The following is a 25,972-nucleotide window of genomic DNA, read 5'->3' as shown; positions in this document are numbered from 1 at the left end:
ATGATAAAAAACAATAACTTTAAACTGGCTGAAAACGCTGTTCTTTCTATAGAAGAGAGTTTAAGTCAAGTTTTTCAAGAAAGATCCAATCAGGTTTTCCAGAAATTAGATAATATTTTGACAATTTTTAAGGAAGAAAAAGTTTCTACTAGTCATTTCAATCAATCTTCTGGTAGTGGTCATGGTGATATATCTAGAGAAAAAATTGATGCGGTTTTTGCAAGATTGTTTCTTGCTGAAAAGGCAGCTGTGAGGATGCAATTTGTAAGTGGAACGCATGCAATAAGTTCTGTCTTATTTGGAATTCTTAGGCCTGGAGATGTGATGTTATCTCTTACAGGACAACCATATGACACGTTAGAAGAAGTGATAGGAATAAGGGGAGTAGGTATAGGCTCACTTAAAGATTTTGAGATTGACTATAAGCAAATAAATATCTGTGAGAATTTTGATTCTTTTGAAGAAAAAATTGTTCATTCTTTTCAAGAAAATTCATGCAAATTAGTATTTATACAAAAAAGTTGTGGATATAGTTGGAGAAAATCTCTTACGAATCATGAGATAGAGAAAATTTGTAGTCTGATTCACTCTCTTGATCCTAACTGCATATGTTTTGTTGATAACTGTTATGGGGAGCTTGTTGAAGATAGTGAACCAATTTCTAAAGGGGCAAATATAATTGCTGGATCATTGATTAAAAATTTGGGAGGGACAATCGTTCCTACTGGTGGATATGTTGCAGGAGATGCAGAGTTGGTTGAGATGGCGTGTTCTAGATTAACCTCACCAGGTATTGGTTCATCTGCAGGAATAAATTTTGGACTAGGAAGATTAATTTTGCAGGGTTTGTTTTTAGCACCACAAATTGTTCACGAATCATTAAAAGGTGCTGATATGGTTGCAGCAGTTTTTAAAAATTTGGGATTTAAGGTTTTGCCAGAGCCAGCAACTTATAGATCTGATCTTATTCAGTCAGTAAGATTGAATAATCCTGATTTGGTACAAAAAGTTTGTCAATCTTTTCAAAATTCTTCACCAGTAGATTCTTTTCTTAATGTTTTTCCATCATCAATGGATGGATATGATTCAAAATTATTAATGGCAGGAGGTACATTTATTGAAGGAAGTACAAGTGAATTTTCCGCCGATGCCCCTCTAAGAGATCCTTACAATATTTTTGTTCAAGGTGGTTCTCACATAGCTCACATCAAAATTGCACTAATTCAATTATTATCTGAACTATTAGAGGAAAAATTAATTTCAAAGGATTCTCTACTTTCTTTATCAACTTAATTATGTCTTACCAGTTTCCAGACAACCTTAACTATGCTGATACCCATGAATATGTGTTAGAAGAAAACGGATTTTTAAAAATTGGAGTTAGTGAATTTGCTATAGATCAATTAGGAGATATTGTGTTTGTTGAGTTAGCTGATCAAGGGAAGACTTTAGAGAAAGGTGAGACATTTGGAACAATAGAATCTGTTAAGGCTGTTGAGGAAGTCTATCTGCCTTTTTCAGGGGAAATAGTATCTGTAAATGAAAGTGTTATTGATAACCCTGAGCTTTTACAGAATGATCCGATTGGAGAAGGTTGGTTAGTCATTTTGAAACCAGAATCAGAAGTATCAATTGCTGATTTGATGACTTCTGAGGAATATCAATCAAAGGTTGTACCAAAATAAGACAAACTTTTTAAAAAGAGCTATTTTAAAGAAAAATATTTCTAATATGAAATCCAAATTTGGGTCCGATTTGTTTATAGATAGGCATCTGGGGTTAGGAGATAATGATGAGAGAAGTATGCTAAACAAGCTTGGTTTTAATAATATTGATCAATTTATCAACCAAGTTATTCCTGAAGATATTCAGCTTAAAGATAAATCTTCAGAAATATTGCCACAAGGTTGTTCAGAAATTGAGGCTTTAAATGAATTAGAAGAGATTGCCAAGAAAAATACCAAAATGAGATCACTAATAGGCCTTGGTTATTATGACAATCACATGCCTAAAGTAATCCAAAGACATGTTCTTGAAAATCCTAGGTGGTACACGTCTTATACTCCATATCAAGCAGAAATTGCACAAGGAAGATTAGAAGCTCTATTTAATTTTCAGACTATTGTTTGTGAACTAACAGGATTCCCTGTCGCAAATGCATCTTTATTAGATGAGGGAACTGCTGCTGCGGAGGCTATGGCAATGAGTTTTGCGGCAAGAAAAAATAAATCTTCAAAAGTGTACTTAGTGGAATCAAATGTTTTTGATCATACTTTTAATGTTCTACAAACCAGAGCAAAACCTTTGGGAATATCCTTAAAACGCTTCACTCAATGCAACTTTCCTAATCATGATGATGTTTTTGGACTTTTGTTGCAATTACCAGGTAAAAATGGGCAATTATGTGATCCCACATTCTTAATATCCCAAGTAAATAGATCAGAAATTATTGTAACTGCATCTATTGATCCACTGGCACAAGTTTTAATTAAACCAATTTCTGAATTTGGTGTTGATGTAGCAGTTGGTAGTATGCAAAGATTTGGTGTTCCAATGGGTTTTGGTGGTCCCCATGCAGCATATTTTGCTTGTAGCGAAAAATATAAAAGGCTTATACCTGGAAGAATTGTTGGGCAAACTCTCTCTAAAAATCGAGAAAAGTCACTAAGACTAGCATTGCAAACAAGAGAGCAACATATTAGACGGGAAAAGGCCACTAGTAATATTTGTACTGCTCAATCTTTGTTAGCCATAATTTCTTCTTTTTATGCTATTTATCATGGATCCTCTGGATTAATGCAAATTGCGAAGAGATTAGTGGAGTTGAGACTAAATTTAGAATCATGTTTAGCTTTTTTAGGTTTTCATATTCCTAATGGGATTAGATTTGATAGTGTTGATGTTTATTCTGAGCACTCCCAGAGGATCCATAATGAAGCTTTAAAAAATGGGTATAACTTAAGAATTTTGCCGTTGGGATCAACTATTGAGAATTCAACTGGCTTTGGGATCTCTTTAGATGAGCTCAGTAATGAAAAAGAAATCAAAGATATTTTGACTTTCATAGCAAACCTTATAGACAAAAAAGAAGATTTAGAGCATATAAAATTTGATAAAAGATTTCATCTTGAAGGTTTAGCTTTGAGATCCGGTAAATGGATGCAGCAAGATATATTCATAAATAACCAAAGTGAAACTGAATTAATGAGATATATATTCCGACTTGCTGAAAAAGATTTTTCTCTGGTAGATGGAATGATGCCATTAGGAAGCTGTACCATGAAGTTAAATTCTGCAGCAGAGTTAAATCCAGTCTCTTGGGCTAATTTATCTTCTATTCATCCTTTTTCTCCACCAGATCAAACTAAGGGCTATTCAAAAATAATATCTGACCTAGAAAACTGGATAAGTGATATTGTTGGTTTAAAATCAGTTTCTTTTCAACCAAATGCAGGCTCTCAGGGAGAGTTTGCAGGATTATTGGCAATTAATTCTTATTTTGAATCAAAAGGTGAACTTTCAAGAAAAAAATGTTTAATTCCTAAAAGTGCTCATGGTACAAATCCTGCTAGTGCAGTTATGGCAGGATTTGATGTTTTAACGGTTGAATGTGATGACGAAGGAAATATTGATTATCAAGATTTGTCGATCAAGGTCAACAAATTTGATAACCAAATAGGAGCCCTTATGTTGACCTACCCCTCTACTCATGGAGTTTTTGAATTGCAAATCAGAAAGATATGTGACTTAATTCACTCTGTTGGAGGATTTGTCTATTTAGATGGAGCAAATTTAAACGCTCAGGTTGGATTATGCAAACCAGGTAACTATGGTGTTGATGTTTGTCATTTGAATTTACATAAAACATTCTGCATTCCACATGGAGGTGGTGGTCCAGGAGTAGGACCAGTTGCTGCATCAGAAACTTTAAGCCCATTTCTTCCTACTCATTCTTTAATGGATAATAATTTATCTAATAGTTCGAATTATGTATCTTCTGCCAAGCATGGGAGTGCAAGTATTCTCCCAATAAGTTGGATGTACATAAAAATGGCTGGTCTTAGTGGTTTAAGGAAAGCAACTACGCATGCAATTCTATCTGCAAATTATATTGCACATTCTTTAAAGCATAAATTCAAGATTCTTTATAAAGGAAAAAATAATTTTGTCGCACATGAATGTATTTTAGATTTTAGAGATTTAAAATCCAAAACTGGTTTGAGTGTAAATGATTTAGCTAAACGATTAATAGATTATAGTTTTCATGCCCCAACTATAAGTTGGCCTGTTCCAGAGACTATTATGATAGAGCCTACTGAAAGTGAAAGTTTGGCTGAATTGGATAGATTTTGTGAGGCTATGCTACTGATCGGGGAAGAAATAAGTGAAATAGAAAATAATAATGAATTAAATAATAATAATGTAATAAGCAATGCTCCCCATACGCTGAAAGAGTTAATTGCGGATAATTGGAATTATCCTTATTCAAAAGAAAAAGCTTCTTTCCCTTATAAAACTCCAACAACTATTAAGTTTTGGTCTTCAGTTTCTAGAATTAATAATGCATATGGTGATCGCAATTTAATTTGTTCTTGCAATGTAAATCAAGGAGAGACTTTAGAAGAAGAAAAATGTGCTTAAAGGACTAGCGTACGCTTAATTACTTAGTTATTATCGGTGTGGATAAAAATTTAATATTTTCTTATAGAAATTTTTTAAATTTTTTTATTAATATATACAAGCATCAAATTTTTTGGGGTATTTGAAGCTATGAGTAAAGATTTTAAATCTGGTAATGTTAAACATTTGCCAATTGAAAACGTAAACTTACCAAATTTTGTCAATAATTTTTCAGGGGATAATTCAGATATTTGTTCCATTGAAGGAACTAATGTTATAAGAGTACCTTTTGGTAAAAAATTCTCAAAGAAAAAAAGGCCTGAAAAGAATCAAAATATAGCTACTCTAATACTTCCTTTAAGTTCGTATAGTAATCCTACGCCTCCTCACGTAGCATAATTTAGATAAAGTTTAATCTATTTCTTTGAGAGTATCTGAATAATAATTTTGCAGTTGTAACGTTGCTTGATTCCAATCCCATTTTTCTGCTTCTTTTCGTGCCTCTTTCCTCATAACTTCTCTTTTATCTTCATTCTCTAGAATTTTTTTTGTCGCTTCAATTAAACTTTGTTCCCCATTGTCTTTTTCATCAGGATCATATAAACAACCATTAATGCCATCGCTAATTATGTCTGGAATTCCTCCTTTATTTGCTCCGATAACTGGACATCCTGCCGCCATTGCTTCTAGTAAAACTAATCCAAGTGTTTCTGTACTAGATGGAAATAAAAATATATCGCCAGAGGCATAGGCGCTAGCAAGTTCATCTCCAGATAAATATCCTATGAAATTAGTCTTGGTATTCTCGAATATTTTTTCAAGCTGGTTTCTATATGGTCCGTCACCTACAAGTGCTAGGCATGCATTAGGAATACTTTCTAAGACTGGTTTTATTCTCTCAATTTGTTTTTCTGCGGATAATCTTCCTACATAAATCAATAGGTAATTAGCATCTTGATATTTCCCAAATAATTTTTCTCTCATTTCCTCACTTCTCAAATCTGGTCGGAAACTGTAAGTATCTACTCCTCTTTGCCATAGAGCAGTCCTTTGAATACCTTTATCTTTTAACTCATTGACCATAGCGGTGGAAGTACATAAATTTAATAAGGCTTGATTATGAGCTGCTTTGAGTAATTCCCACAAAAGTGGCTCTAACATACCCATACCGTAATATTCCAGATATTTTGGAAGATGAGTATGGTAGCTAGCAATTAAAGGAATATTATTAGTTTTCGCCAACCATATGCCACCTAAGCCAAGTACAGCTGGATTAACAACATGTATCAAATCTGGGTTGAATTTTTCTAATTTATCTGAAACTGCAGGACCTGGTAAACCAAGCTTCAACTCTGGGTATAGTGGTAAGGGCATTGCAGCAACTCCAACTACAGTTGCTCCCATATATGATTCTGGACACCCCTCTGGACAAAAAATTATAACTTCATCACCATTTTTTATTAAAAATTCAATCGTTTTAGTCAGTCTTGTGACTATGCCGTCAACTTTAGGTAAAAAAGTTTCAGTAAACAGTGCAATTTTCACTTTCTTCAGGTAATTATTTCAGAAATTTTAATTAGTCTTTATATCCTCAGCTTGTTTTTTAGTCCAGGATGAAACACAAGGTATGCGCTTTAGATCACATCTCTTGGAGTATTTTTTAGCGACTTCAACAACTTCTTCTAATAAGCCATTATCAAGAGTTGTTGGGTTTAAACCTAATTCTATAAAGCATTTATTATCAACAATTAGATCGTTTTCAACTGCTTCGTTCCTTGGATTTGGTAAATAATTGATATCAGCCCCTGTTAAAGATGCAACTTTTTTAGCTAGTTCTCCAACTTGATGACTTTCAGTCATTTGATTAAATATTTTGACTCTCTCTCCAGATTTTGGTGGATTCTCAAGAGCAATTTGTACGCATTGTACCGAATCTTTTATATGTATAAATGCTCTTGTTTGTCCTCCTGTCCCATGAACACTTAATGGATATCCAATTGCAGCTTGCATTAGAAATCTGTTTAGAACAGTTCCATAATCTCCGTCATAGTCAAATCTGTTTGTCAATCTAGGATCTTTCAAAGTCGCTTCTGTATTTGTTCCCCAGACAATACCTTGATGTAGATCAGTGATTCTTACAAGATCATTTTTGTTGTAATAAAGAAATAATAATTGATCTAAAGTTTTAGTCATATGGTAAACACTACCTGGACTCGCAGGGTGTAATATTTCTTCTTCAAAGCGGCTTCCATCTGGTTGAGGAACTTCAACTTTTAGATAACCTTCTGGAATTGTTGCACCTCTATGTGATCCATATCCGTAGACTCCCATTGTTCCTAGATGAACGACATGAATATCTAAATTACTTTCTACTATTGCAGCAAGTAGGTTGTGGGTGCCATTAACATTATTATCGACTGTATATCTTTTGGTAAAACTCGATTTCATCGAGTAAGGCGCTGCTCTTTGTTCTGCAAAATGAATAACTGAATCTGGTTTTTCATTAATAAGTAAATTAAGTAATTTTTGATATTGTTTAGAAATATCCATGTTGAGGAATCTCATGGGTTTACCCCCAACCTCTTCCCATGCAGACAGTCTTTCTGTTATTGAAGAAATCGGAGTTAAAGATTCTACTTCTAGATCAATATCTATTTTTCTACGACTTAAATTGTCGACAATAATTACATCATGATTTTGCTCTGCTAAATTCACCGCACAAGGCCAACCGCAAAAACCATCTCCACCAAGAACAATAACTTTCACTCAGAACTCCAGAATTAATAGATTCATAGTATATTTATTAAATTACTACAGAGTGCTTACCATTTGCGAAAAAATATTGTAAATAGTTTCAAATCTTTTTTCTTAATAGGATCAACACAATCAAATGATAAATTTTTACGATCTTTTAAGCTTTTTTAACTTTAGAAAATTAGATAGATATGTTTTTTTCTGGTGAGCTTGCTATTGCAAAGTCTTGTTTTTTAATTCTTCCTGCAAGAAAAGCGTACCTGCCTGCTTTTACGCCATAATTTATTGCTTGAGCCATTAGAGGTGGGTTTTCAGCTTGTGCGATTGCACTATTGATTAAAACACCATCGGCTCCAAGTTCCATAGCTTGAGATGCTTCACTCGGCACTCCAATCCCTGCGTCAATTATCACAGGTACTTTGGCATTCTCAATAATTATCGCTATGTTTGATGAATTTAATAAACCTTGTCCGGAGCCAATAGGCGAGCCTAATGGCATTACAGTTGAACAACCTAATTCTTCTAGTCTTTTTGCAAGAATAGGATCTGCATTTATATAGGGAAGTACAGCAAAACCTTTTTTGATTAAAACTTCAGCTGCCTTGACCGTTTCTATTGGGTCTGGCAACAAATATTTTTTGTCAGGAATCACTTCCAACTTGACAAAATTATTTTCTTCTTGACCAGATAATTTTGCAAGCTCTCTTCCCAACATTGCTATTCTGACGGCTTCATCGGCATTCGCACAACCAGCTGTATTAGGAAGCATCCAGTATTTTTTCCAGTTAATCTTTTCGAGTAAATTGTCTCCAGTCTGATCATGTTTAATTCTTCTAACAGCGACGGTTATAATTTCTGTGTCTGAATTTGACAAACTTTCTACCATATCTTGTGTAGATTTGTATTTGCCAGTACCTACCATTAATCTACTGGAAAATTGTTTTCCTCCAATTCGTAAAGATGAATAATTGTCCATATTTAAAATCCTTTATCTTTTATACCCTGATAAGGTTTGTAGTTATTTCTTTTTTCTAATTCCTTACTTTTTTTAATTGCTGTTTTGTTTTTTGGATCTATAACTAAAACCTTCTGATAAGTCGCATATGCCAAGTCATATTCCAATAAACGCTGTTGTGCTGATGCAAGATTATTTAAGGCTATCGGATATTCTGGGAGTGATTTTATTGCAGAGTTATAGTGTTTAATTGCTTTTTTGAATTCATTTTGAGCAGCATAAGAAAATCCTAAAGCATTATTTATAATGGCTTTGGCCTCATCAGGTTCATTTTCATAATTATCAATAGCTTTTAAAAAAGTCTTGGTTGCTTCAGAATATAATCTTTTTTTTATCTGAATAGAACCAAATTCATATAATTCTGTGGCTTGAGTTAGGGAATCTAAACCTTTCTGTTCAAATTTTACTAAATTCAATTCTTCACTTCTTGTTCTTAAAAATTGTCTTAAAACAAAAATAGAAATTATTATTAGTACTACAAAAAGAATTATTAAATAGGATTGAAAGGAAGATATTTCCATTATTTAGAATTATTTTTTAAGATTATATTCTTTTTTTTAATTGCTAACGGAAGAAACTATTTTTTCAAAACATTTTGGGTCATTTAAGGCTAATTGAGCAAGCATTTTTCTATTAATGATAATTTCAGAATTTTTCATGCCATTTATTAACTTGCTATAGTTCGTTCCATTTATTCTGGCTGAAGCATTAATTCTAGAAATCCAAAGTCTTCTAAAATCTCTTTTTCTTCTTCTTCTATCTCTGTAAGCATTACATAGAGCTTTCATTACTCTTTGATTTGCTGTTCTGAAAAGATTTTTGTTTCCACCTCTAAATCCTTTTGCAAGATTTAAGATTTTGTTTCTTCTTTTTCTGGCTATATTGCCTCTTTTTACACGTGCCATGAATTACTAAGGAAAATGGGTGAAAGATTTATGCGTATGGAATCATTAATTTTACATTATCGGCATCTCTTTCATCAACTACTGCTTTTGTTGAAAGATGTCTTTTTAACTTTGAGCTTTTATGATCAAGTAAATGATTATGGTAAGCTCTTCTTCTCATGAATTTACCCGTCGCAGTAGCCTTAAATCTTTTGGCGGCCGATTTACGAGTTTTTAATTTAGACATTTAAGTCAAATATGTTTAATTAGGATAATCTAAACCTTTATATGCATTGGTGCAAATTAAAGTTTTTAATTGATAAGGAAAGTTGATGTTTATGAAACTTAAATGTACCTTTTTAAATTTATTTTTAGGCTTTATTTCTCTTTTAATAATTAACGATAAATTTACTTCTATTTTACTTGCAGAAGAATCGCTAAAGGTTGATCTCAATACAGAAATTAAAAAAGGAAAACTTTTAATAGGTTTAAAGCAATATCTTGGCGGTGAAAATGATAGTTTTTCTAGGAGAGGGAATATAAATTTTATAACTGATAAAGGTTTTTTAAATTTGCATTCATCAAATGGTATCAAACATAAATCAAAGCAGATTAATATTACCTGGAGGCATATACCCATCAAAAATCCAAAAACAATTGAAAGAATTGTTTTTGGTCCTTTTGCTAGCTATGAATCAGCAAAAAAACAAGCAGAAAAACTAAAGGATCAAGGATTTCATAGTAATGTAGCTTACCCTAAAAATTGGGAGGTATGGATTCCATTTGAAGAAAATTTGCCGGAGTTTGAAGTAAAAAATAAAATTTTCAGAAAAATAAAAAATATACAAATAACTCCTTTTCTTAAAAGTGAGTATAGTTTTATGAAACTAGAGGGACCAATACATATTTTTGCAGATGAAGAAATAAAAATAAATGATATTAATTTTGGCAAAAATTTTTATTTAACACAAGATTCATACGGAACTTGGACATTAATTCAAAAAATTAAGTTTGCTGATTATTTGCAAGGTGTTTTACCACACGAAATTGGATCAAATTCACCTATTGAAGCACTCAAGGCACAAGCAGTTATTGCAAGAACTTGGGGAATTTTTAATTCTGATAGATTTAATATGGATAAATATCATTTATGTATAAGCACTCAATGCCAAGTTTATAAGCCTCCTAAATTTAAAAATAAAAAAGTACAAAAAGCTATCGAAGTAACTTCAAATTTAATTCTCACATATGAAAATAAACCAATAAATGCTTTTTATCATGCTTCCAATGGTGGTGTATCTGCTATAGCGAGTGAGTCTTGGCAAATGAAAGATTCTTTTTACTTTAATTCAATCATAGATGGTTCAAAATCATTAAATAAAATTTTTAAACTTCCAATTTCAAATGAATCTGAATTAAATAATTTTTTAGATTTTGATAAAGAACAATTTTATGGGAGCTATCACTCTCTTTTTCGCTGGGATAAGAAAATTTCTAGTCTTAAAATTAAAGATAAGTTAATTCAAAACAAACTTATCAATCTTAATGAAAATGTTTTGGATTTAAAGGTTATTGAACGAGGTTCAAGTGGTAGAGTGACAAAATTAGAAATACAGACTAATAAAGTTAATAAATCTATTGTTCTAGTTAAAGATGATATTCGAAGGATATTGAGTTTTATACCTAGTAATTTATTTACTATTAATAAATTAAGTGATGATTTATGGCTTTTGAGAGGAGGAGGCTTCGGCCATGGTGTAGGTTTATCTCAGTCAGGAGCAATTGAAATGGCTGAATTAGGATTCTCTTATGAACAAATATTGAATCATTACTATCGAGGAGCAAAACTGGAAAAAATTGAGATATTGTCTCAATGATCATAAATAATTAGTAATTTAATTTTATGAGTAAGGGTTTTTATAAAAATCGAAGATTGAAGTCGTTTATATTTCTTAGTGCTTGTCTTTTAGTAGCTATCATTCCTCATGTTTATATTATCAAAGGTTTTTTTTACTTTATATTTACTCTTTCTTTAATGATTGCCTTTTATGGTTTAATAGTTATTTCTAGAAATTTTAAAAGAAACAAGTTTTTAAATACTTTTAATAATAAAGTTACTAATAAAGATTTACCTATTCTTGATATCTTAGTCGCAGCTAGAGATGAAGAGAATGTTATTGAAAGATTAGTTGAAAGGTTATTTAATTTAGAGTATCCATCAAATAAATTAAATATTTACATAATCGATGATGGCAGTTCTGATAAGACGCCTTTAATTTTAGATCGATTATCCAGACAATTTGAAAATCTAAAAGTAGTTAGTCGTTCTCCAAACGCAGGGGGAGGAAAGTCAGGAGCCTTAAATTATGCTTTAAAGTTTACTCATGGTGAATGGATATTAGTTTTAGATGCAGATGCTCAACTAAAAAAAGATTCTCTTATAAGGTTATTTAGTTTTGTAGAAGAGGGAGATTGGCCTTCTGTGCAATTAAGAAAATCAGTAACAAATGTAAGTAAAAATTTTTTAACTTCATGTCAGTCAATGGAGATGGCTATGGACGCAATCTTTCAATATGGAAGGTTATCAGTTTGTGGAGTTTCTGAATTAAGGGGAAATGGTCAATTAATTAAAAAAGATACATTATTGGCATGTGGTTCCTTTAATGAAGACACAGTTACTGATGATCTCGATTTGAGTTTAAGATTATTATTGTCAAATTCTAGAATTGGAATCTTATGGGATCCTCCAGTTATGGAAGAAGCAGTTGAAAATTTAAATGCTTTATTATCACAAAGGCAAAGATGGGCAGAGGGCGGCTTGCAAAGATTCTTTGATTATGGGGATCAATTATTTACTAATAAAATTGATTTTTTGAAGAAATTTGATTTAACTTATTTCTTCATCTTGCAATATGCACTGCCAATAATTTCTATTTTTGATTTAGTTCTCAGTATTGCTTTATTAGATTCGCCAATTTACTGGCCTATTTCGTTCACCGCTTTTATTTTATCTGGAATTGCTTTTTGGTACGGTTCTTCTTGCAAAAGCGAAGTGCCTGTATTACAAAAAAGAAATTTTTTCATGATATTTTTATCTGTTTTTTATTTATCACATTGGTTTATCGTGATCCCTTGGGTAACAGTGAAAATGTCTATTTTCCCAAAAAAGATTCTTTGGAGAAAAACTCTTCATACTGGAGTTTAATTTATTCATCAAGGTCTATAATTTCTCCATTAAAAAAATTTGCTAAATTTTTTGAACTATCATTATAAGTTTCTTCTTTAGATATTTTTGTTGATAAATTAGTTTTTGGTTCTATTTCTTTTATTGGGTTCATATTCTTGACTTCATTTTTGGTTTTCTCTGAAGAATTTGTTAGGTTACTTTTACTTAATTGTCTGGTAGAAAAATTAAGTATTATTTGGTCTCCAAATATCTTTTTAATTGTATTTTCAATTATAACTTTTCTGCTTTTTATCATATTTTCCCAGTTTGGAGATAATGCAATTGTAATTTTCTCAGAATCAAGACTTTCAAGTTCGGCTTGTTGGGAAAGCAACATTCTTGTTGATGGTAACTCTAATTTAGAAAGAATTAATTCCCATTGATCTTTTAGATTATTTTGGCCAGGATCATTTTGGCTACTATCAGAATTATTTCTCATACTTTGTTGTCCAAGATCGGTAAATTTTTCTAATTTGTCTAATTTTTCATCTTTTTTTACAATTAATTCCTCGCCACTTATATCCTCTTTAATGCTTGGTTTTTGAATTGCATTTGCAATTTTTTCTTTATTAATTATCTCCTTGTTTTTTGTGCTTTCATGCTTCTCTTTAATTAAATTATTTTTATTTTCATGCTTATAATCAAGACTATTTATCTTTTGCTTATCTAGAAGTCCAGTTAAATGTATTTCAAGCCAAAGCCTTGGATTATCACTTGTTTTGATTTGATATTCAATATTTCTAAGATTATTATGCCAATTAATTATTGTTGATTTATTTATTGTTTTTGAGATTTTATCCAATTCATCTTGAAAGCCGTCAGAAGTATAATAAAGATCTGAATATTTATTATTTGTAGTATGAAGTAGTAAATCTCTTGTTATGTTCAATAATCCAATAATTATTTGATAGGGTTCGTTTCCAGTGTCATATAAGTTGTTGCAGCTAACTATTAATGACTCTGGATTATTATCAGTTAATGATTTAATAAGATTTGTTAATTCAATTTCTGATACTTCTCCTAGCAAGTTTTGAATATTTTTAATTGTTATCCCCTCTGGTAGAAGATTAAGTTGTTCAAAAAGGCTTTGTGCATCTCTCATTCCTCCATTAGATCTTTTTGCAATCATTTTCAATGCTTGAACTTCGTATTGAATGGATTCTTTTTCTGCTATTTCTGATAAATGTTGAAAAATGTCACTAGGGCTTATTCTTCTAAAATCAAATTTTTGACATCTGCTTTGTATTGTATTTAATACTCTCTCAGGATTTGTTGTTGCAAGAATAAATACAACTCTTGAGGGCGGTTCTTCAATAGTTTTTAGTAAAGCATTTGAAGCTGCTGTTGAAAGCATATGACATTCATCAATAACGTATACCTTCCATCTCGCTTGAGTAGGAGCAAATCTTGCTCTTTCTATAATTTCTCTTATATTTTCAACTCCAGTATTTGATGCTGCATCAATCTCGATAATATCTAGAGCGTTCCCATCAGCGATTTCTCTACATAAGTTACATTTACCACAAGGATTGGCTGTTGGCTGTTCGAATGCCTTGCAGTTTAAAGATTTGGCAAATATCCTCGCACTTGATGTTTTGCCAGTGCCTCTTGGTCCGTTAAAAAGATATGCAGGAGCAATCTTTTGCGTTAATAATGCTTGTTTTAGAGTAATAGATATAAAATTTTGCCCAACTAGTTCGTCTAGGTTGTTTGGTCTATATTTTTGATGAAAAGGCTTATGTATATTAGGCATTTATTCTTCATTAATTAGAACAATTAGGGTTGAAATTGCAAAAATTAAACTCTACTTTTTATGCAGACTCTTTGATGATTCTTTTTGTTCCTGCTGGTAGTTTAACAATTTTGGAGGTGAATAAATTATCTACCATCTTTTTGGTAATTGTGAATTCTTTTACATTTTGTTCAGAAGGCAAAGTGTACATTATGTCTAGCATTAGTTCCTCAATTATTGATCTTAATGCTCTTGCACCTGTTTTTCTTTTGAATGCTTCATTCGCTATTGCTTCAACAGAATCAGGCTCAAATTTTAATTCAACATTATCCATACTTAGTAACGTCTTGAATTGCTTTACTAATGCATCTCTTGGTTGAGTCAGAATTGATTCTAAAGTTTCTTTAGTCAGACGATCGAGTACAGCACAGACAGGAATTCTTCCAATAAATTCTGGAATTAGGCCATATTTAACTAAATCATCTAACTCTAAATTTCTCAAGGAATCTCTACTGTCTACTATTTTTTTTGTATCAACTTTGTTTTGATCTGAATTGGTAGTAAATCCTATTGAGTGTTTACCCATTCGCTTTTGAACGATATCCTCTAAACCTATAAAAGCTCCCCCGCAAATAAATAAAATTTGACTCGTATCAATTTGGATGCAGTCATTATAAGGATGTTTTCTGCCCCCTTGCGGTGGCACATTAGCAATTGTTCCTTCAAGCATTTTTAATAATGCTTGCTGTACACCTTCCCCAGAGACATCCCTAGTAATTGAAGGATTCTCGCTTTTTCTAGCAATTTTATCTATTTCATCGATATAAATAATTCCTTTTTGAGCTAGCTCTACATTCATTTCTGATTTTTGTAGAAGTCTTAAAAGTATATTTTCAACATCTTCCCCAACATATCCAGCTTCTGTCAAAGTTGTTGCATCAGCTACTGCAAAAGGAACATCTAGAAACTCTGCTAAAGTTTGTGCCAATAATGTTTTTCCACTTCCAGTTGGGCCGATGAGCAAGATATTTGATTTCTGTAATTTCGTTGATTCTGAATCCTTTGAATTGCTATTTTTACTTTCTTCTTTAACTTTCCAAGCTAATCTTTTGTAGTGATTGTATACAGCTACTGATAATATTTTTTTTGCAGATTCTTGACCAACTACTTGATTATCAAGAAAACTTTTAATTTCTAATGGTTTAGGAATTGAGGTTAATTCTAAAGGAACAGATTTTTTTGGATGTTCAGTTGGTAATTTCTTTTTTACTTGCGGAGAGTTGTTTGTGTTCGCTTGATTATCAAGTAGCTCTTCATCGAGAATTTCATTACAAAGGTCTATGCACTCATCACAGATATAAACACCAGGACCAGCTATAAGCTTTCTAACTTGGTCTTGTGATTTCCCGCAAAATGAACATTTAAGATGGGCGTCGAATTTAGCCATCGATTATAAAGTTTAATGTTAAAGGTTTTAAATATTCCCTATTTACTAGGATTGCTTATAAACATCGATTCGTCATCATATTCTTAAAAAATAAGTGTCGCTTGTTATTTTTTGATAACTTTATCAATTAATCCGTATTCGACTGCTTCTGATGGAGATAAGAAGTAATCCCTTTCTGTATCTTCATTAATCTTTTCTAAAGGTTGACCAGTATGCTCTGCTAAAAGCGAATTTAATGTTTTCTTTAGAAAAAGTATTTCTTTAGCTTGTATTGCAATTTCTACTGCTTGACCTTGAGCACCTCCGAGAGGCTGATGAATCATTATCCTAGAATTAGGTAAAGCCAATCTTTTACCCTTCGCTCCTCCAGAAAGTAGAAATGCACCCATACTTGCAGCTACTCCAAAGCATATTGTCACTACATCAGGGGATATTTGTTGCATAGTATCGTATATTGCCATTCCTGCAGTCACTGAGCCTCCAGGAGAGTTGATATATATTTGTATGTCTTTTTCGGGATCTTCAGCTTCAAGAAATAATAATTGTGCAACGAGAGAGTCAGATACCTGATCATTAATTCCAGTACCTAAAAAAATTATCCTTTCCCTCAATAGTCTTGAATAAATATCAAAAGCTCTTTCTCCTCTACCAGATTGTTCTATAACGGTAGGTACAGCGGCACTAGTGTTTTTAATGCTTTCGTAAGAACTTATTGAGCTTTGGATTAAATGTTTTTTTTCTGAGTTCACAAAATAGTTTTGGTCTTATTATTAATTTAAGAGGTTTTTGTTTAATTAGTAAGAAATTTCATAAATTATTTTTTTTCTTTTTTATTTGTAGTTTTTGTAGTTTTTGTAGTTTTTGTAGTTTTTGTTTCAGTTTTTGTGGCTTTTGTAGTTTTTGTAGTTTTTGTAGCTTTTTCTTTTACTTCGGAATTTTCTTCAAGCCAAATTATTAATTTTTCTTTTAGTAAATCGTTACTTATTACTTCTGTTAATTTTTTAATATCTATTTGTTTTGAAGATTTGTTGATTGCATCTTCATAATCTTTCATTTTTAAATCAATTTCATCTTTTTCAACTAATATGTTTTCTTTTTCTGCTAATGCTTTTAGAGCTAAATTTCTTTGAACATTTTTTTCAGCCTGAGGCCTTGTAGACTCTGCTAATGACTTAACTAATTCAGGAGTGAAAGTAGATTTAACATCAAGACCTTGTTGAGCAAATCTTTGTGCGGTTTGTTCAATATTATTCCTAACTTCTATATCAATCATAGATTTGGGAATTTCAGCAACTAATTCGTTTGTTAATGCATCTAATAAAGCTTCAATTTTTATATCTTTTTGAGTTTTTTCAAAATTGTCTTTTAGTTGCTTTTCAATATCTTGCTTTAACTCTTTTAATGATTCTTTATTGCCAGACTGTTTTGCAAAATCGTCATTTAGTGCGGGCAATTCTTTTTCTTTAAGATCCTTAAGATTTACTTCAAATATTGCCTCTTTGCCTCTTGAATCTTCATGAGAATAATCTTCAGGAAATTTAAGGTTAAGTGTTTTAGTATCTCCAATTTTCATCTTTACGATTCCTTCAACGAAACCCGGAATCATTTTGTTCTTTTCTAACTCAAGATCCATTGATTCACTTGTTCCACCGTTAATCTCTTTACCAGAGTCTTTATATTTGCCTTTGAAACTAACTACAGCAATATCTCCTAATTTCGCTGATCTATTAGTAACTGGAACAATATTTGCAAATTGACTTCTAGATTTTTCTAGCGCTTCATCTACTGACTTAGAATCAAATTTATTTTTTGAAATTTCAACACTAAGTCCTTTGGATTTTTTTAGTTTTAATTCTGGCGTAACATCAGTTTGAAGGGTAATCTTAAGTGATTTTTCAGGACTAAACTTTTCAAGTAAAGATTCAAATCCGTCCACCAATTCTGGTTCACTTAGAGGCTCTATAGATTTTATTTTTAATGCTTCTTGCCATGATTTATCAATTATTTTTTCTAGAGCAGAAGCATGTAATTGTGTAATACCAATTCTTTGAATTAAGACTTGCCTAGGAATTTTACCTAGTCTAAATCCAGGAATTTTAGCCGAACGACTAATAGCATTGATTGTCTCATTTACACACGTTTTGCATGTCTCAGATGGTATCTCTAATTCAAATGAAATTCTACTTTGAGGCAGAGGAGTTGTTTTGACTATTAATGCTTCTTTTGCCATGTTTTTTTGTAATTATTACTATAAGCCGGAACTTAATTATTTCACATGATGTGATTTACTTGAAAGTTAATTTTTTGATAAAGTAAAAAAAAATAGTCAATCTATTAATAAAAATCTTTTTTAAGTGTGAGAAAATCTCCTTTTTTGCCTAATAGGCCATTAAAAGTTGCTGTTTTAGGATCCTCAGGTGCCGTAGGATCTGAGTTACTAAAAATTCTTGAACAACGCGATTTCCCAATATCTGAATTAGTCTTACTTTCATCTGAGCGGTCAGAAGGAAAAAAAATTATTTGGAAAGATGAAGAATTAGTTACAAAAAAAACCACCAAGGAAGAATTCCTGAATCTTGATTTAGTTTTAGCTTCAGCCGGTGGAAGTATTTCCAAACAATGGTTGCCTACCATTATGGATCAAAATGCTCTACTTATAGATAATTCAAGTGCTTTTAGATTAGACAACAATGTCCCTCTTGTAGTTCCTGAAGTGAATGCTAGTGAAGCCCTTAATCATGATGGGGTAATAGCGAATCCAAACTGCACTACCATTTTGTTGACATTAGTTTTAGCTCCGTTAAATAAACTTTCGACTATTAAAAGGGTCATTATCTCAACATATCAATCTGTCAGTGGTGCAGGTCAATTAGCGATGGAGGAACTAAAACTTTTAACTGAACAATATCTTCAGGGTGATCCCCAAAAAAGTCAAGTTTTGCCTTACTCCTTGGCTTTTAATTTGTTTTTACACAATTCACCTATGCTTGCAAATAATTATTGCGAAGAAGAGATGAAAATGGTTAATGAGACAAGAAAAATATTAAATGTTGCTGATTTAAAGCTCTCTGCTACATGCGTTCGAGTTCCAGTTCTCAGAGCGCACTCTGAATCTATTAATATTGAATTTGATGGAGCAGTTGAACCTAAAGATGCACTTGATGAATTAAAGAAATCTCCTGGAATTGAAATTATCGAGGATTACGAAAATAATAGATTTCCTATGCCAAATGATGTTATGGGAAGGGATAATGTTGCTGTTGGTAGGTTAAGAACTGATATAAGTCAGCCAAATGGATTAGAATTATGGTTATGTGGAGATCAAATAAGAAAAGGAGCAGCTCTTAATGCTGTTCAAATAGCTGAGTTATTAATTCCAAAAAAATGATTACAAACAAAACTAAGTTTACTAATCCATTATTTGGAAGAATATTGACTGCAATGATTACTCCATTTACTGAAAATGGAGATGTAGATTATGAACTAGCAATAAAACTTTCAAATTATCTTTTTGAGAATGGTTCTGATGGCATTGTGCTATGTGGCACTACTGGAGAATCTCCTACCCTTTCATGGGCGGAACAGAATGATTTATTTATTGCAGTAAAAGGATCTTTGGATTCAAGATGTAAAGTAATAATTGGTACTGGTAGTAATTGTACAAGCGAGGCTGTAGAAGCTACTAAAAAAGCCTACGACTCTGGAGCTGACGGTGCTCTGGTTGTAGTTCCTTATTACAATAAACCACCTCAAGAAGGTCTTTATAAACATTTCAGTTCCATTGCTAATTCTGCAAAGGATTTGCCTTTAATGCTTTACAACATACCTGGAAGAACAGGGTGCAATTTATTACCTGATACTGTGAACAAACTTATGGATTTCTCAAATATTCTCAGTATTAAAGCAGCAAGCGGTAGAATAGAAGAAGTAACAGAACTAAGAGCTATTTGTGGTTCACAACTCTCTGTATATAGTGGCGATGATTCATTGTTGCTCCCAATGTTATCTGTGGGTGCTGTAGGAGTAGTAAGTGTGGCAAGTCATTTAGTTGGCTTGCAATTGAAAGAGATGATTGAATCCTTTCAAAGTGGAAACGTTTCTAACGCGCTTGCAATTCATGAAAAACTTCAGCCTCTTTTCAAAGCACTTTTTATGACTACTAATCCAATCCCAATAAAGGCTGCTTTAGAACTGTCGGGATGGAATGTAGGTAATCCAAGAAGTCCTTTGTCACCATTAACTTCAGACATGAAAAAGCAACTATCTTTTATCCTGAAATCCTTATAATAAGGATTATATTTAACTTGATAATTAAATTTAAATAAACCTTATTTGATTACAAGCAGGCCTTCATAAACTTCAAAATTATGCAATCAAGTACAAATTCAACTATTAATAGATCTTCAAATAATTCATCGGGATCTAAAACTAATATTCCGACTCTAAGAGTTATACCATTAGGTGGCTTACATGAAATAGGAAAAAATACTTGTGTATTTGAATACGGAGATGAATTAATGCTAGTTGATGCTGGACTAGCATTCCCTTCAGATGGGATGCATGGTGTGAATGTTGTTATGCCAGATACAACTTTTTTAAAAGAAAATCAAAGAAGAATAAAAGGAATGATTGTCACGCATGGTCATGAAGATCATATTGGAGGTATTTCTCATCATCTAAAGCATTTTAATATTCCGATTATTTACGGTCCAAGACTAGCAATGTCAATGCTAAGAGGAAAAATGGAGGAAGCAGGCGTATCAGATAGAACTACTATACAGACAGTAAATCCAAGAGATGTTGTAAAAGTTGGACAACATTTTTCTGTTGAATTTATTCGAAATACTCATTCCATTTGCGATAGTTTTTCTTTAGCAGTTACAACACCTGTTGGCACAATTATTTTCACGGGAGATTTTAAGTTTGATCATATGCCAGTAGATGGAGAGCAATTTGATATTGAAAGAATGGTGCATTATGGAGAGAAGGGCGTTTTATGCATGTTCAGTGATTCGACTAATGCCGAAGTTCCTGGGTTTTGTCCTTCTGAGAAGACTATCTATCCCTCTTTAGAAAAACATATTGCTGAGGCAAAAGAACGAGTTATCCTTACCACCTTTGCTAGTTCTGTTCATAGAGTGACCATGATCTTAGATTTGGCAATGAAACATGGAAGAAAGGTTGGTTTGTTAGGTAGATCGATGATAAATGTTATTGCTAAAGCAAGGGATATTGGTTACATGAAATGTCCAGATGATTTATTTGTTCCTATTAAACAAATTAGAGATTTACCTGATAGAGAAACCTTATTATTGATGACTGGTAGTCAAGGAGAACCTTTAGCTGCTTTAAGTAGAATATCTCGTGGGGACCATCAACATGTTCGTCTTAAGACTACTGATACCGTTATATTCTCTGCTAGCCCAATTCCAGGAAACACCATTGGTGTTGTCAATACAATAGATAGATTAATGAAAATGGGAGCGAAGGTTGTTTATGGAAAGGGTGAGAATATCCATGTTTCTGGTCATGGCTTCCAAGAAGATCAAAAATTAATGTTGGCTTTAGCTAAACCTAAGTTTTTTGTTCCGGTTCACGGAGAACATAGAATGCTTGTTTGTCACAGTAGAAGTGCTCAGGTAATGGGAGTTCCAAAAGACAACATTTTAATTATTGAAAATGGAGACGTTGTTGAATTGACTCCAGATTCTATTCAAAAAGGCGATCCTGTAAAAGCTGGAGTAGAATTGCTTGATAACTCACGAAATGGGATAGTAGATGCTCGAGTTTTAAAAGAAAGGCAGCAATTAGCTGGGGATGGCGTAGTCACTGTTTTAGCTCCTATAAGTACAGATGGGAAGATGGTTGCGCCTCCCAGAGTTAATTTAAGAGGAGTTGTTACTACTGCAGAACCAAGAAAAATGTCTATGTGGACAGAACGGGAAATAAGCTGGGTCTTAGAAAATAGATGGAAACAATTATCCAGGCAGACGGGACCTAATAATTTTGAAGTAGATTGGATTGGTGTTCAAAGAGAAATTGAAAATGGTTTATCTAGAAGAATGAGAAGAGAATTACAAGTTGAGCCACTTATTTTGTGTTTAGTTCAACCTGCCCCAAGTGGAACCCGTGCATATATTCCAAAGATTACCGAAGAACAGAATCACTCGCACAGGAATAGAAATAATCATAATTTCCAAAATAAATCAAACAATAATCATCCGAATAGTTCAAATAACTCGCAAAATACACAAAAAAGTCCCAAAGTTTCCCAGACTCCTCCAGCTGATAATGAAACTGTAGATTCATTTGAAGGCAGAACAAGAAGGAGAAGATCAGCAGTTACATCTTAACTTTTTTCAAAATTTATATAGTTTTTATTCCAAACAATTTTTAAAAACTCTTGCAAGCTAATTTTACCTTTATTTTTTTCATAAATTGAAGTTGCTAATTTTGCCAAATTTTTAGAACTATATTGCTTTGTAGATATTTCCTTTAAAAATCTATTTAAGATTGTGCACCGCGCTTCAATACACATACTATTTAAGACATTCCTATTGATACCTTGTACGTCTTTACAATAGAGGTATGCTAGTTCACTAAGATCATTACGTTCATTATTGTAGTTGCTCATTTTTTGGGAAAAATTATTTATCCTTTCAGAACAACCAGGATAGATAAATTCCAAGGTAGGAATAATTTTTTTTCTTACTAAATTTCTTTTTAATTTAAGATCTGAATTGGTTGGATCTTCCCAGACTGGGATATCTATATCATTACAGAATTGTTTTGTGTCTTCTCTACTGAAAATTAATATTGGCCTTATTAAAAAAATTTGATTTTCTAGCAATCTTTTGCTCTCAATATTACTGAGACCGGCAAAATTACTTCCTCTGGCTAAATTGAGTATAAATGTTTCTGCATTATCACTACTAGTGTGGCCAGTTAATAAATATATATTTTTTTGCTGTTTCTTGTTTAATAAAATTTTAGCTCTTTCACATAATTTTTTATATCTCCATTCTCGTGCTTTTTCTTCTGAAAAAATATTTTCTTTATTTGCTTTATCGAAATAGAATGAAATATTTTTCCTCTCGCAATAATTTTTTAATTCAAGAGCATATATTGAGGATTTTTCGTGCCATTGATGATCTCCATGCCAAACACTAATTGACCAATTATGAAGTTTTTTTAGGTCATCAATTAGTGTTAATAATGTCATTGAGTCTTGTCCACCGGAAACACTGATTAAAATATTCGATCCTTTGGGAATGAATGTTTTTTTGCTAAGAATCTCCTTATGAAGCAAATGATGCCATGATGACCAATTTTTCTGAGTTAAATTTTTATCAGACATTTTGTGTTGCTCAGATAATATTTTTTAAAAAATGCACCGTTTTACTAAAACAATGTCACAATCGGGTAATAAATTCATTAAGTAAATGAGTCTGATTAATCTTTTGCCACAAACAATTAAAGAAGAGTTGAGAAGTAAATCTTTACTCAAAGTTATTTCAGGATTGAATAATTTCGATATTCAATCTGTGAAAAAAATTGTTGAGGCTTCTTCACTAGGAGGTGCAGATTTTGTCGATATTGCTTGTAAGCCTGAACTCGTTGATTTAGCACTTAAGAATTCTTCAGTACCCGTATGTGTGAGTTCAGTAGTTCCACGATTTTTTATAGATTCTGTAAAAGCAGGAGCTTCATTAATTGAGATAGGAAATTACGATACTTTTTATGAAAAAGGTATTAATTTTTCAGCTGAAAAAGTCTTAAATATAACTAAAGAGACAAGGGATTTATTACCTAATGTTCCCCTATCAGTAACTGTTCCTCATACTATGCCTATTGATAAACAAGTTGATCTTGCTATAAAGCTAGCTGAAGAAGGTGTTGATATTATTCAAACAGAAGGTGGAACCAGTTCTAGTCCTTATTCGCCTGGAATTCAAGGCTTTTTTGAAAAGTCAGTTCCAACTCTTGCAGCTACCTATGCTATTAATCAGGAATTTAAGAAACAATCTGTCAAGATACCAATTATGAGTGCTTCTGGATTAAGCCAAGTAACTTGTCCACTAGCAATATCTTGCGGAGCCTCAGCAGTTGGAGTTGGATCTGAAGTCAATAAATTAGATGATTTAATATCAATGATTGCGGTTGTTAGGGGCTTAAAAGAATCTTTGAAAAATTCAATAATTGGAGAAAAAATTTCCTAGTATATTAATACTTTACAGCTATTAGCTTGATGAACAACTATACGCTTCAAGCTCCTTATGAACCAAACGGAGATCAACCTGAAGCTATCAAAAAATTAGTTAGAGGAGTTAATAGTGGGAAAGAGTTTCAGACTCTTTTAGGAGCTACTGGAACCGGCAAAACTTTTACTATTGCAAATGTAATTCAACAAACAGGAAGACCAGCTCTTGTATTGGCTCATAACAAAACATTGGCTGCACAACTATGTAATGAATTAAGGCAGTTCTTTCCAAAAAATGCTGTTGAGTACTTTATTTCTTACTACGATTATTATCAACCTGAAGCTTATGTTCCTGTAAGTGATACATATATAGCTAAAACAGCTTCAATTAATGAAGAAATAGATATGCTTAGGCATTCTGCAACACGCTCATTATTTGAGAGAAAAGATGTAATTGTTGTAGCATCCATAAGTTGTATATATGGTCTTGGTATTCCAAGTGAATATTTAAAAGCTGCAGTTAAATTTGAAGTTGGAAAATGTATAAATCTACGTTCTTCTTTAAGGTCGCTCGTTGAAAATCAATATACTAGAAATGATATTGAAATTACTAGAGGTAGATTCAGAATAAAAGGTGATGTTCTAGAAATTGGTCCTGCTTATGAAGATAGATTGATAAGAATTGAATTATTTGGTGATGAAGTTGAGGCTATTAGATTTGTGGATCCTATTACTGGAGAGATACTTGAAAGTTTAGAACAAGTTAGCGTTTACCCAGCAAAGCATTTTGTTACTCCAAAAGAAAGACTTGAAAGTGCAATCAGTGCAATTAGAAGTGAATTAAAAACTCAACTCGACAAGTTCACATACGAAGGAAAATTATTGGAGGCTCAACGTTTAGAACAACGCACAAAATATGACTTAGAAATGCTAAAAGAGGTTGGCTACTGTAATGGGGTTGAGAATTATGCTCGTCATTTATCAGGAAGGGAGGAAGGTTCACCGCCAGAATGTCTAATAGACTATTTTCCAAAAGATTGGTTGTTGGTAGTCGATGAAAGTCATGTTACATGTCCTCAACTACATGCAATGTACAACGGTGATCAATCTAGAAAAAAAGTTTTAATAGATCATGGTTTTAGATTGCCAAGTGCTGCAGATAATAGACCTTTAAAATGTGAGGAGTTTTGGGAAAAATCAAAGCAGACATTATTTATAAGTGCAACTCCTGGACAATGGGAATTAGATCAATGTGATGGTCAATTTATCGAGCAAGTTATAAGACCAACTGGCGTATTAGACCCCGAAATTGATGTAAGACCTAGTGAGGGCCAAATAGAAGATCTCTTATCTGAAATAAGAATTAGATCTGAAAAGAATCAAAGAGTACTAGTTACTACGCTTACTAAAAGAATGGCTGAGGATCTAACAGATTTTTTATCTGAAAATAAAGTGAGAGTTCGATATTTGCATTCTGAAATTCACTCAATTGAAAGAATTGAAATTATTCAAGACCTCAGAATGGGTGAATACGATGTTTTGGTAGGAGTTAATTTATTAAGAGAGGGACTAGATCTTCCGGAAGTATCGTTAGTTGCTATTTTAGATGCTGATAAAGAAGGTTTTCTGAGGGCAGAACGATCATTGATTCAAACAATTGGAAGAGCTGCAAGACATGTTGAAGGAGTTGCCTTGCTTTATGCAGATAACTTCACTAAGTCAATGAAAAGAGCAATATCGGAAACTGAAAGAAGAAGAAATATTCAAAAACAATATAACCAGCTCAATGGTATTACTCCAAAACCTGCAGGTAAAAAAATAGAAAATTCAATATTATCTTTTCTAGAACTTTCCAGAAAATTAGATGCTGGTGGTTTATCTAAAGATTTAATAAATATAGTTAATAACAAAACGGACGTAATTCTCAATGCCAGCGATAATCAATGTTTGCTTGAAGAATTGCCTGGCTTAATAGACAAGTTAGAAATTAAAATGAAAGATGCTGCAAAAGAGTTGAATTTTGAAGAAGCAGCAAATTTGAGGGATAGAATCAAAAAATTAAGACAAAAATTGGCAAGAAATAACTAAAAAAAC

At 32.4% G+C, this 25,972-nt stretch carries 22 protein-coding genes; 11 read left to right on the top strand and 11 right to left on the bottom strand.

The genetic code is table 11. The features are described 5' to 3' along the window. From EU96_RS05595 to EU96_RS05610, 4 genes are all read left to right on the top strand, one after another. Positions 1-1,293, top strand: coding sequence for a methionine gamma-lyase family protein (locus EU96_RS05595; RefSeq protein ID WP_032526407.1), 1,293 nt, complete (start codon positions 1-3; stop codon positions 1,291-1,293). A 2-nt stretch (positions 1,294-1,295) separates the two neighbouring features. Continuing rightward, positions 1,296-1,685 carry a glycine cleavage system protein GcvH gene (gene gcvH, locus EU96_RS05600; protein ID WP_032526406.1) on the top strand — a complete coding sequence of 130 codons (390 nt, stop codon included), beginning with the start codon at positions 1,296-1,298 and terminating at the stop codon, positions 1,683-1,685. 46 nt (positions 1,686-1,731) lie between these two features. Next, positions 1,732-4,641 (top strand): aminomethyl-transferring glycine dehydrogenase, encoded by a 2,910-nt coding sequence (gene gcvP, locus EU96_RS05605; RefSeq protein WP_032526467.1) that lies wholly within the window; start codon positions 1,732-1,734, stop codon positions 4,639-4,641. A gap of 129 nt (positions 4,642-4,770) precedes the next feature. Next, positions 4,771-5,019, top strand: a complete 249-nt coding sequence (locus tag EU96_RS05610) for a hypothetical protein (protein ID WP_032526404.1) — start codon at positions 4,771-4,773, stop codon at positions 5,017-5,019. Between the two features lie 12 nt (positions 5,020-5,031). On the opposite strand, the gene EU96_RS05615 is transcribed toward EU96_RS05610, so the two are convergent. The 6 genes from EU96_RS05615 to rpmI form a co-directional block, all read right to left on the bottom strand. After that, positions 5,032-6,165 carry a glycosyltransferase family 4 protein gene (locus EU96_RS05615; protein WP_032526403.1) on the bottom strand — a complete coding sequence of 378 codons (1,134 nt, stop codon included), beginning with the start codon at positions 6,163-6,165 and terminating at the stop codon, positions 5,032-5,034. 27 nt (positions 6,166-6,192) lie between these two features. After that, positions 6,193-7,386 carry an NAD-dependent epimerase/dehydratase family protein gene (locus EU96_RS05620; RefSeq protein WP_032526402.1) on the bottom strand — a complete coding sequence of 398 codons (1,194 nt, stop codon included), beginning with the start codon at positions 7,384-7,386 and terminating at the stop codon, positions 6,193-6,195. Between the two features lie 169 nt (positions 7,387-7,555). Continuing rightward, a complete protein-coding gene (locus EU96_RS05625; RefSeq protein ID WP_032526401.1) occupies positions 7,556-8,350 on the bottom strand; it encodes a thiazole synthase in 795 nt (264 codons plus the stop codon). A gap of 2 nt (positions 8,351-8,352) precedes the next feature. Continuing rightward, the gene (locus EU96_RS05630; RefSeq protein ID WP_032526400.1) at positions 8,353-8,910 is read right to left on the bottom strand and encodes a tetratricopeptide repeat protein; all 558 of its coding nucleotides are present in this window, start codon (positions 8,908-8,910) and stop codon (positions 8,353-8,355) included. Between the two features lie 36 nt (positions 8,911-8,946). After that, entirely contained in the window at positions 8,947-9,294 is a 348-nt protein-coding gene (gene rplT / locus EU96_RS05635) for a 50S ribosomal protein L20 (protein WP_011377296.1), read from the bottom strand. Positions 9,295-9,322: 28 nt separating this feature from the next. Next, the gene (rpmI, locus tag EU96_RS0109080; RefSeq protein ID WP_011377295.1) at positions 9,323-9,520 is read right to left on the bottom strand and encodes a 50S ribosomal protein L35; all 198 of its coding nucleotides are present in this window, start codon (positions 9,518-9,520) and stop codon (positions 9,323-9,325) included. A gap of 91 nt (positions 9,521-9,611) precedes the next feature. Here rpmI and EU96_RS05640 point away from each other — a divergent pair, with 91 nt between their 5' ends. After that, complete coding sequence (locus EU96_RS05640) at positions 9,612-11,150, top strand: SpoIID/LytB domain-containing protein (RefSeq protein ID WP_032526399.1); 1,539 nt, start codon at positions 9,612-9,614, stop codon at positions 11,148-11,150. 26 nt (positions 11,151-11,176) lie between these two features. Then, a complete protein-coding gene (locus EU96_RS05645) occupies positions 11,177-12,478 on the top strand; it encodes a glycosyltransferase (protein ID WP_032526397.1) in 1,302 nt (433 codons plus the stop codon). 1 nt (position 12,479) lies between these two features. Here EU96_RS05645 and EU96_RS05650 read toward each other — a convergent pair whose 3' ends face one another. The 4 genes from EU96_RS05650 to tig all read right to left on the bottom strand — a co-directional run bounded on the left by EU96_RS05650 (position 12,480) and on the right by tig (position 17,908). Next, positions 12,480-14,252 (bottom strand): DNA polymerase III subunit gamma/tau, encoded by a 1,773-nt coding sequence (locus EU96_RS05650; RefSeq protein WP_032526394.1) that lies wholly within the window; start codon positions 14,250-14,252, stop codon positions 12,480-12,482. A gap of 58 nt (positions 14,253-14,310) precedes the next feature. Further along, on the bottom strand, positions 14,311-15,678 hold the full coding sequence (clpX, locus tag EU96_RS05655) for an ATP-dependent protease ATP-binding subunit ClpX (RefSeq protein ID WP_032526392.1): 1,368 nt from the start codon (positions 15,676-15,678) through the stop codon (positions 14,311-14,313). A gap of 104 nt (positions 15,679-15,782) precedes the next feature. Then, positions 15,783-16,403, bottom strand: coding sequence for an ATP-dependent Clp endopeptidase proteolytic subunit ClpP (gene clpP, locus EU96_RS05660; RefSeq protein ID WP_275040759.1), 621 nt, complete (start codon positions 16,401-16,403; stop codon positions 15,783-15,785). Between the two features lie 89 nt (positions 16,404-16,492). Next, the gene (tig, locus tag EU96_RS05665; protein WP_032526390.1) at positions 16,493-17,908 is read right to left on the bottom strand and encodes a trigger factor; all 1,416 of its coding nucleotides are present in this window, start codon (positions 17,906-17,908) and stop codon (positions 16,493-16,495) included. 126 nt (positions 17,909-18,034) lie between these two features. Between tig and EU96_RS05670 the strand changes: the two genes are divergently transcribed. The 3 genes from EU96_RS05670 to EU96_RS05680 all read left to right on the top strand — a co-directional run bounded on the left by EU96_RS05670 (position 18,035) and on the right by EU96_RS05680 (position 22,031). Beyond that, the gene (locus EU96_RS05670; RefSeq protein ID WP_032526389.1) at positions 18,035-19,066 is read left to right on the top strand and encodes an aspartate-semialdehyde dehydrogenase; all 1,032 of its coding nucleotides are present in this window, start codon (positions 18,035-18,037) and stop codon (positions 19,064-19,066) included. After that, positions 19,063-19,965, top strand: coding sequence for a 4-hydroxy-tetrahydrodipicolinate synthase (gene dapA, locus EU96_RS05675; protein WP_032526388.1), 903 nt, complete (start codon positions 19,063-19,065; stop codon positions 19,963-19,965). The genes EU96_RS05670 and dapA overlap by 4 nt, the downstream gene beginning before the upstream one ends. 80 nt (positions 19,966-20,045) lie before the next feature. Then, positions 20,046-22,031 (top strand): ribonuclease J, encoded by a 1,986-nt coding sequence (locus EU96_RS05680; protein ID WP_032526387.1) that lies wholly within the window; start codon positions 20,046-20,048, stop codon positions 22,029-22,031. Here the strand turns inward: EU96_RS05680 and tilS are convergent. Next, on the bottom strand, positions 22,028-23,035 hold the full coding sequence (gene tilS, locus EU96_RS05685; protein WP_032526385.1) for a tRNA lysidine(34) synthetase TilS: 1,008 nt from the start codon (positions 23,033-23,035) through the stop codon (positions 22,028-22,030). The genes EU96_RS05680 and tilS overlap by 4 nt on opposite strands. Positions 23,036-23,120: 85 nt before the next feature. Between tilS and EU96_RS05690 the strand changes: the two genes are divergently transcribed. Then, the gene (locus tag EU96_RS05690; RefSeq protein ID WP_032526383.1) at positions 23,121-23,897 is read left to right on the top strand and encodes a DUF561 domain-containing protein; all 777 of its coding nucleotides are present in this window, start codon (positions 23,121-23,123) and stop codon (positions 23,895-23,897) included. A 29-nt stretch (positions 23,898-23,926) separates the two neighbouring features. After that, positions 23,927-25,966, top strand: coding sequence for an excinuclease ABC subunit UvrB (gene uvrB, locus EU96_RS05695; RefSeq protein ID WP_032526382.1), 2,040 nt, complete (start codon positions 23,927-23,929; stop codon positions 25,964-25,966). The last annotated feature ends 6 nt before the right edge of the window (positions 25,967-25,972 follow it).

This window comes from Prochlorococcus marinus str. MIT 9302, from assembly GCF_000759975.1.
Lineage (GTDB): Bacteria > Cyanobacteriota > Cyanobacteriia > PCC-6307 > Cyanobiaceae > Prochlorococcus_A > Prochlorococcus_A marinus_M.
The sequence above is the reverse complement of the archived record's forward strand: the minus strand, read 5'-3'. Positions and strand labels throughout refer to the sequence as shown.

Bases quoted from the DNA above. Each gene is read 5' to 3' on its own strand.
- EU96_RS05595 (WP_032526407.1), top strand. From the start codon at position 1: ATGATAAAAAACAATAACTTTAAACTGGCTGAAAACGCTGTTCTTTCT.
- gcvH (WP_032526406.1), top strand. From the start codon at position 1,296: ATGTCTTACCAGTTTCCAGACAACCTTAACTATGCTGATACCCATGAA.
- gcvP (WP_032526467.1), top strand. From the start codon at position 1,732: ATGAAATCCAAATTTGGGTCCGATTTGTTTATAGATAGGCATCTGGGG.
- EU96_RS05610 (WP_032526404.1), top strand. From the start codon at position 4,771: ATGAGTAAAGATTTTAAATCTGGTAATGTTAAACATTTGCCAATTGAA.
- EU96_RS05625 (WP_032526401.1), bottom strand. From the start codon at position 8,350: ATGGACAATTATTCATCTTTACGAATTGGAGGAAAACAATTTTCCAGT.
- EU96_RS05630 (WP_032526400.1), bottom strand. From the start codon at position 8,910: ATGGAAATATCTTCCTTTCAATCCTATTTAATAATTCTTTTTGTAGTA.
- rplT (WP_011377296.1), bottom strand. From the start codon at position 9,294: ATGGCACGTGTAAAAAGAGGCAATATAGCCAGAAAAAGAAGAAACAAA.
- rpmI (WP_011377295.1), bottom strand. From the start codon at position 9,520: ATGTCTAAATTAAAAACTCGTAAATCGGCCGCCAAAAGATTTAAGGCT.
- EU96_RS05640 (WP_032526399.1), top strand. From the start codon at position 9,612: ATGAAACTTAAATGTACCTTTTTAAATTTATTTTTAGGCTTTATTTCT.
- EU96_RS05645 (WP_032526397.1), top strand. From the start codon at position 11,177: ATGAGTAAGGGTTTTTATAAAAATCGAAGATTGAAGTCGTTTATATTT.
- EU96_RS05650 (WP_032526394.1), bottom strand. From the start codon at position 14,252: ATGCCTAATATACATAAGCCTTTTCATCAAAAATATAGACCAAACAAC.
- clpX (WP_032526392.1), bottom strand. From the start codon at position 15,678: ATGGCTAAATTCGACGCCCATCTTAAATGTTCATTTTGCGGGAAATCA.
- tig (WP_032526390.1), bottom strand. From the start codon at position 17,908: ATGGCAAAAGAAGCATTAATAGTCAAAACAACTCCTCTGCCTCAAAGT.
- dapA (WP_032526388.1), top strand. From the start codon at position 19,063: ATGATTACAAACAAAACTAAGTTTACTAATCCATTATTTGGAAGAATA.
- EU96_RS05680 (WP_032526387.1), top strand. From the start codon at position 20,046: ATGCAATCAAGTACAAATTCAACTATTAATAGATCTTCAAATAATTCA.
- tilS (WP_032526385.1), bottom strand. From the start codon at position 23,035: ATGTCTGATAAAAATTTAACTCAGAAAAATTGGTCATCATGGCATCAT.
- EU96_RS05690 (WP_032526383.1), top strand. From the start codon at position 23,121: ATGAGTCTGATTAATCTTTTGCCACAAACAATTAAAGAAGAGTTGAGA.
- uvrB (WP_032526382.1), top strand. From the start codon at position 23,927: ATGAACAACTATACGCTTCAAGCTCCTTATGAACCAAACGGAGATCAA.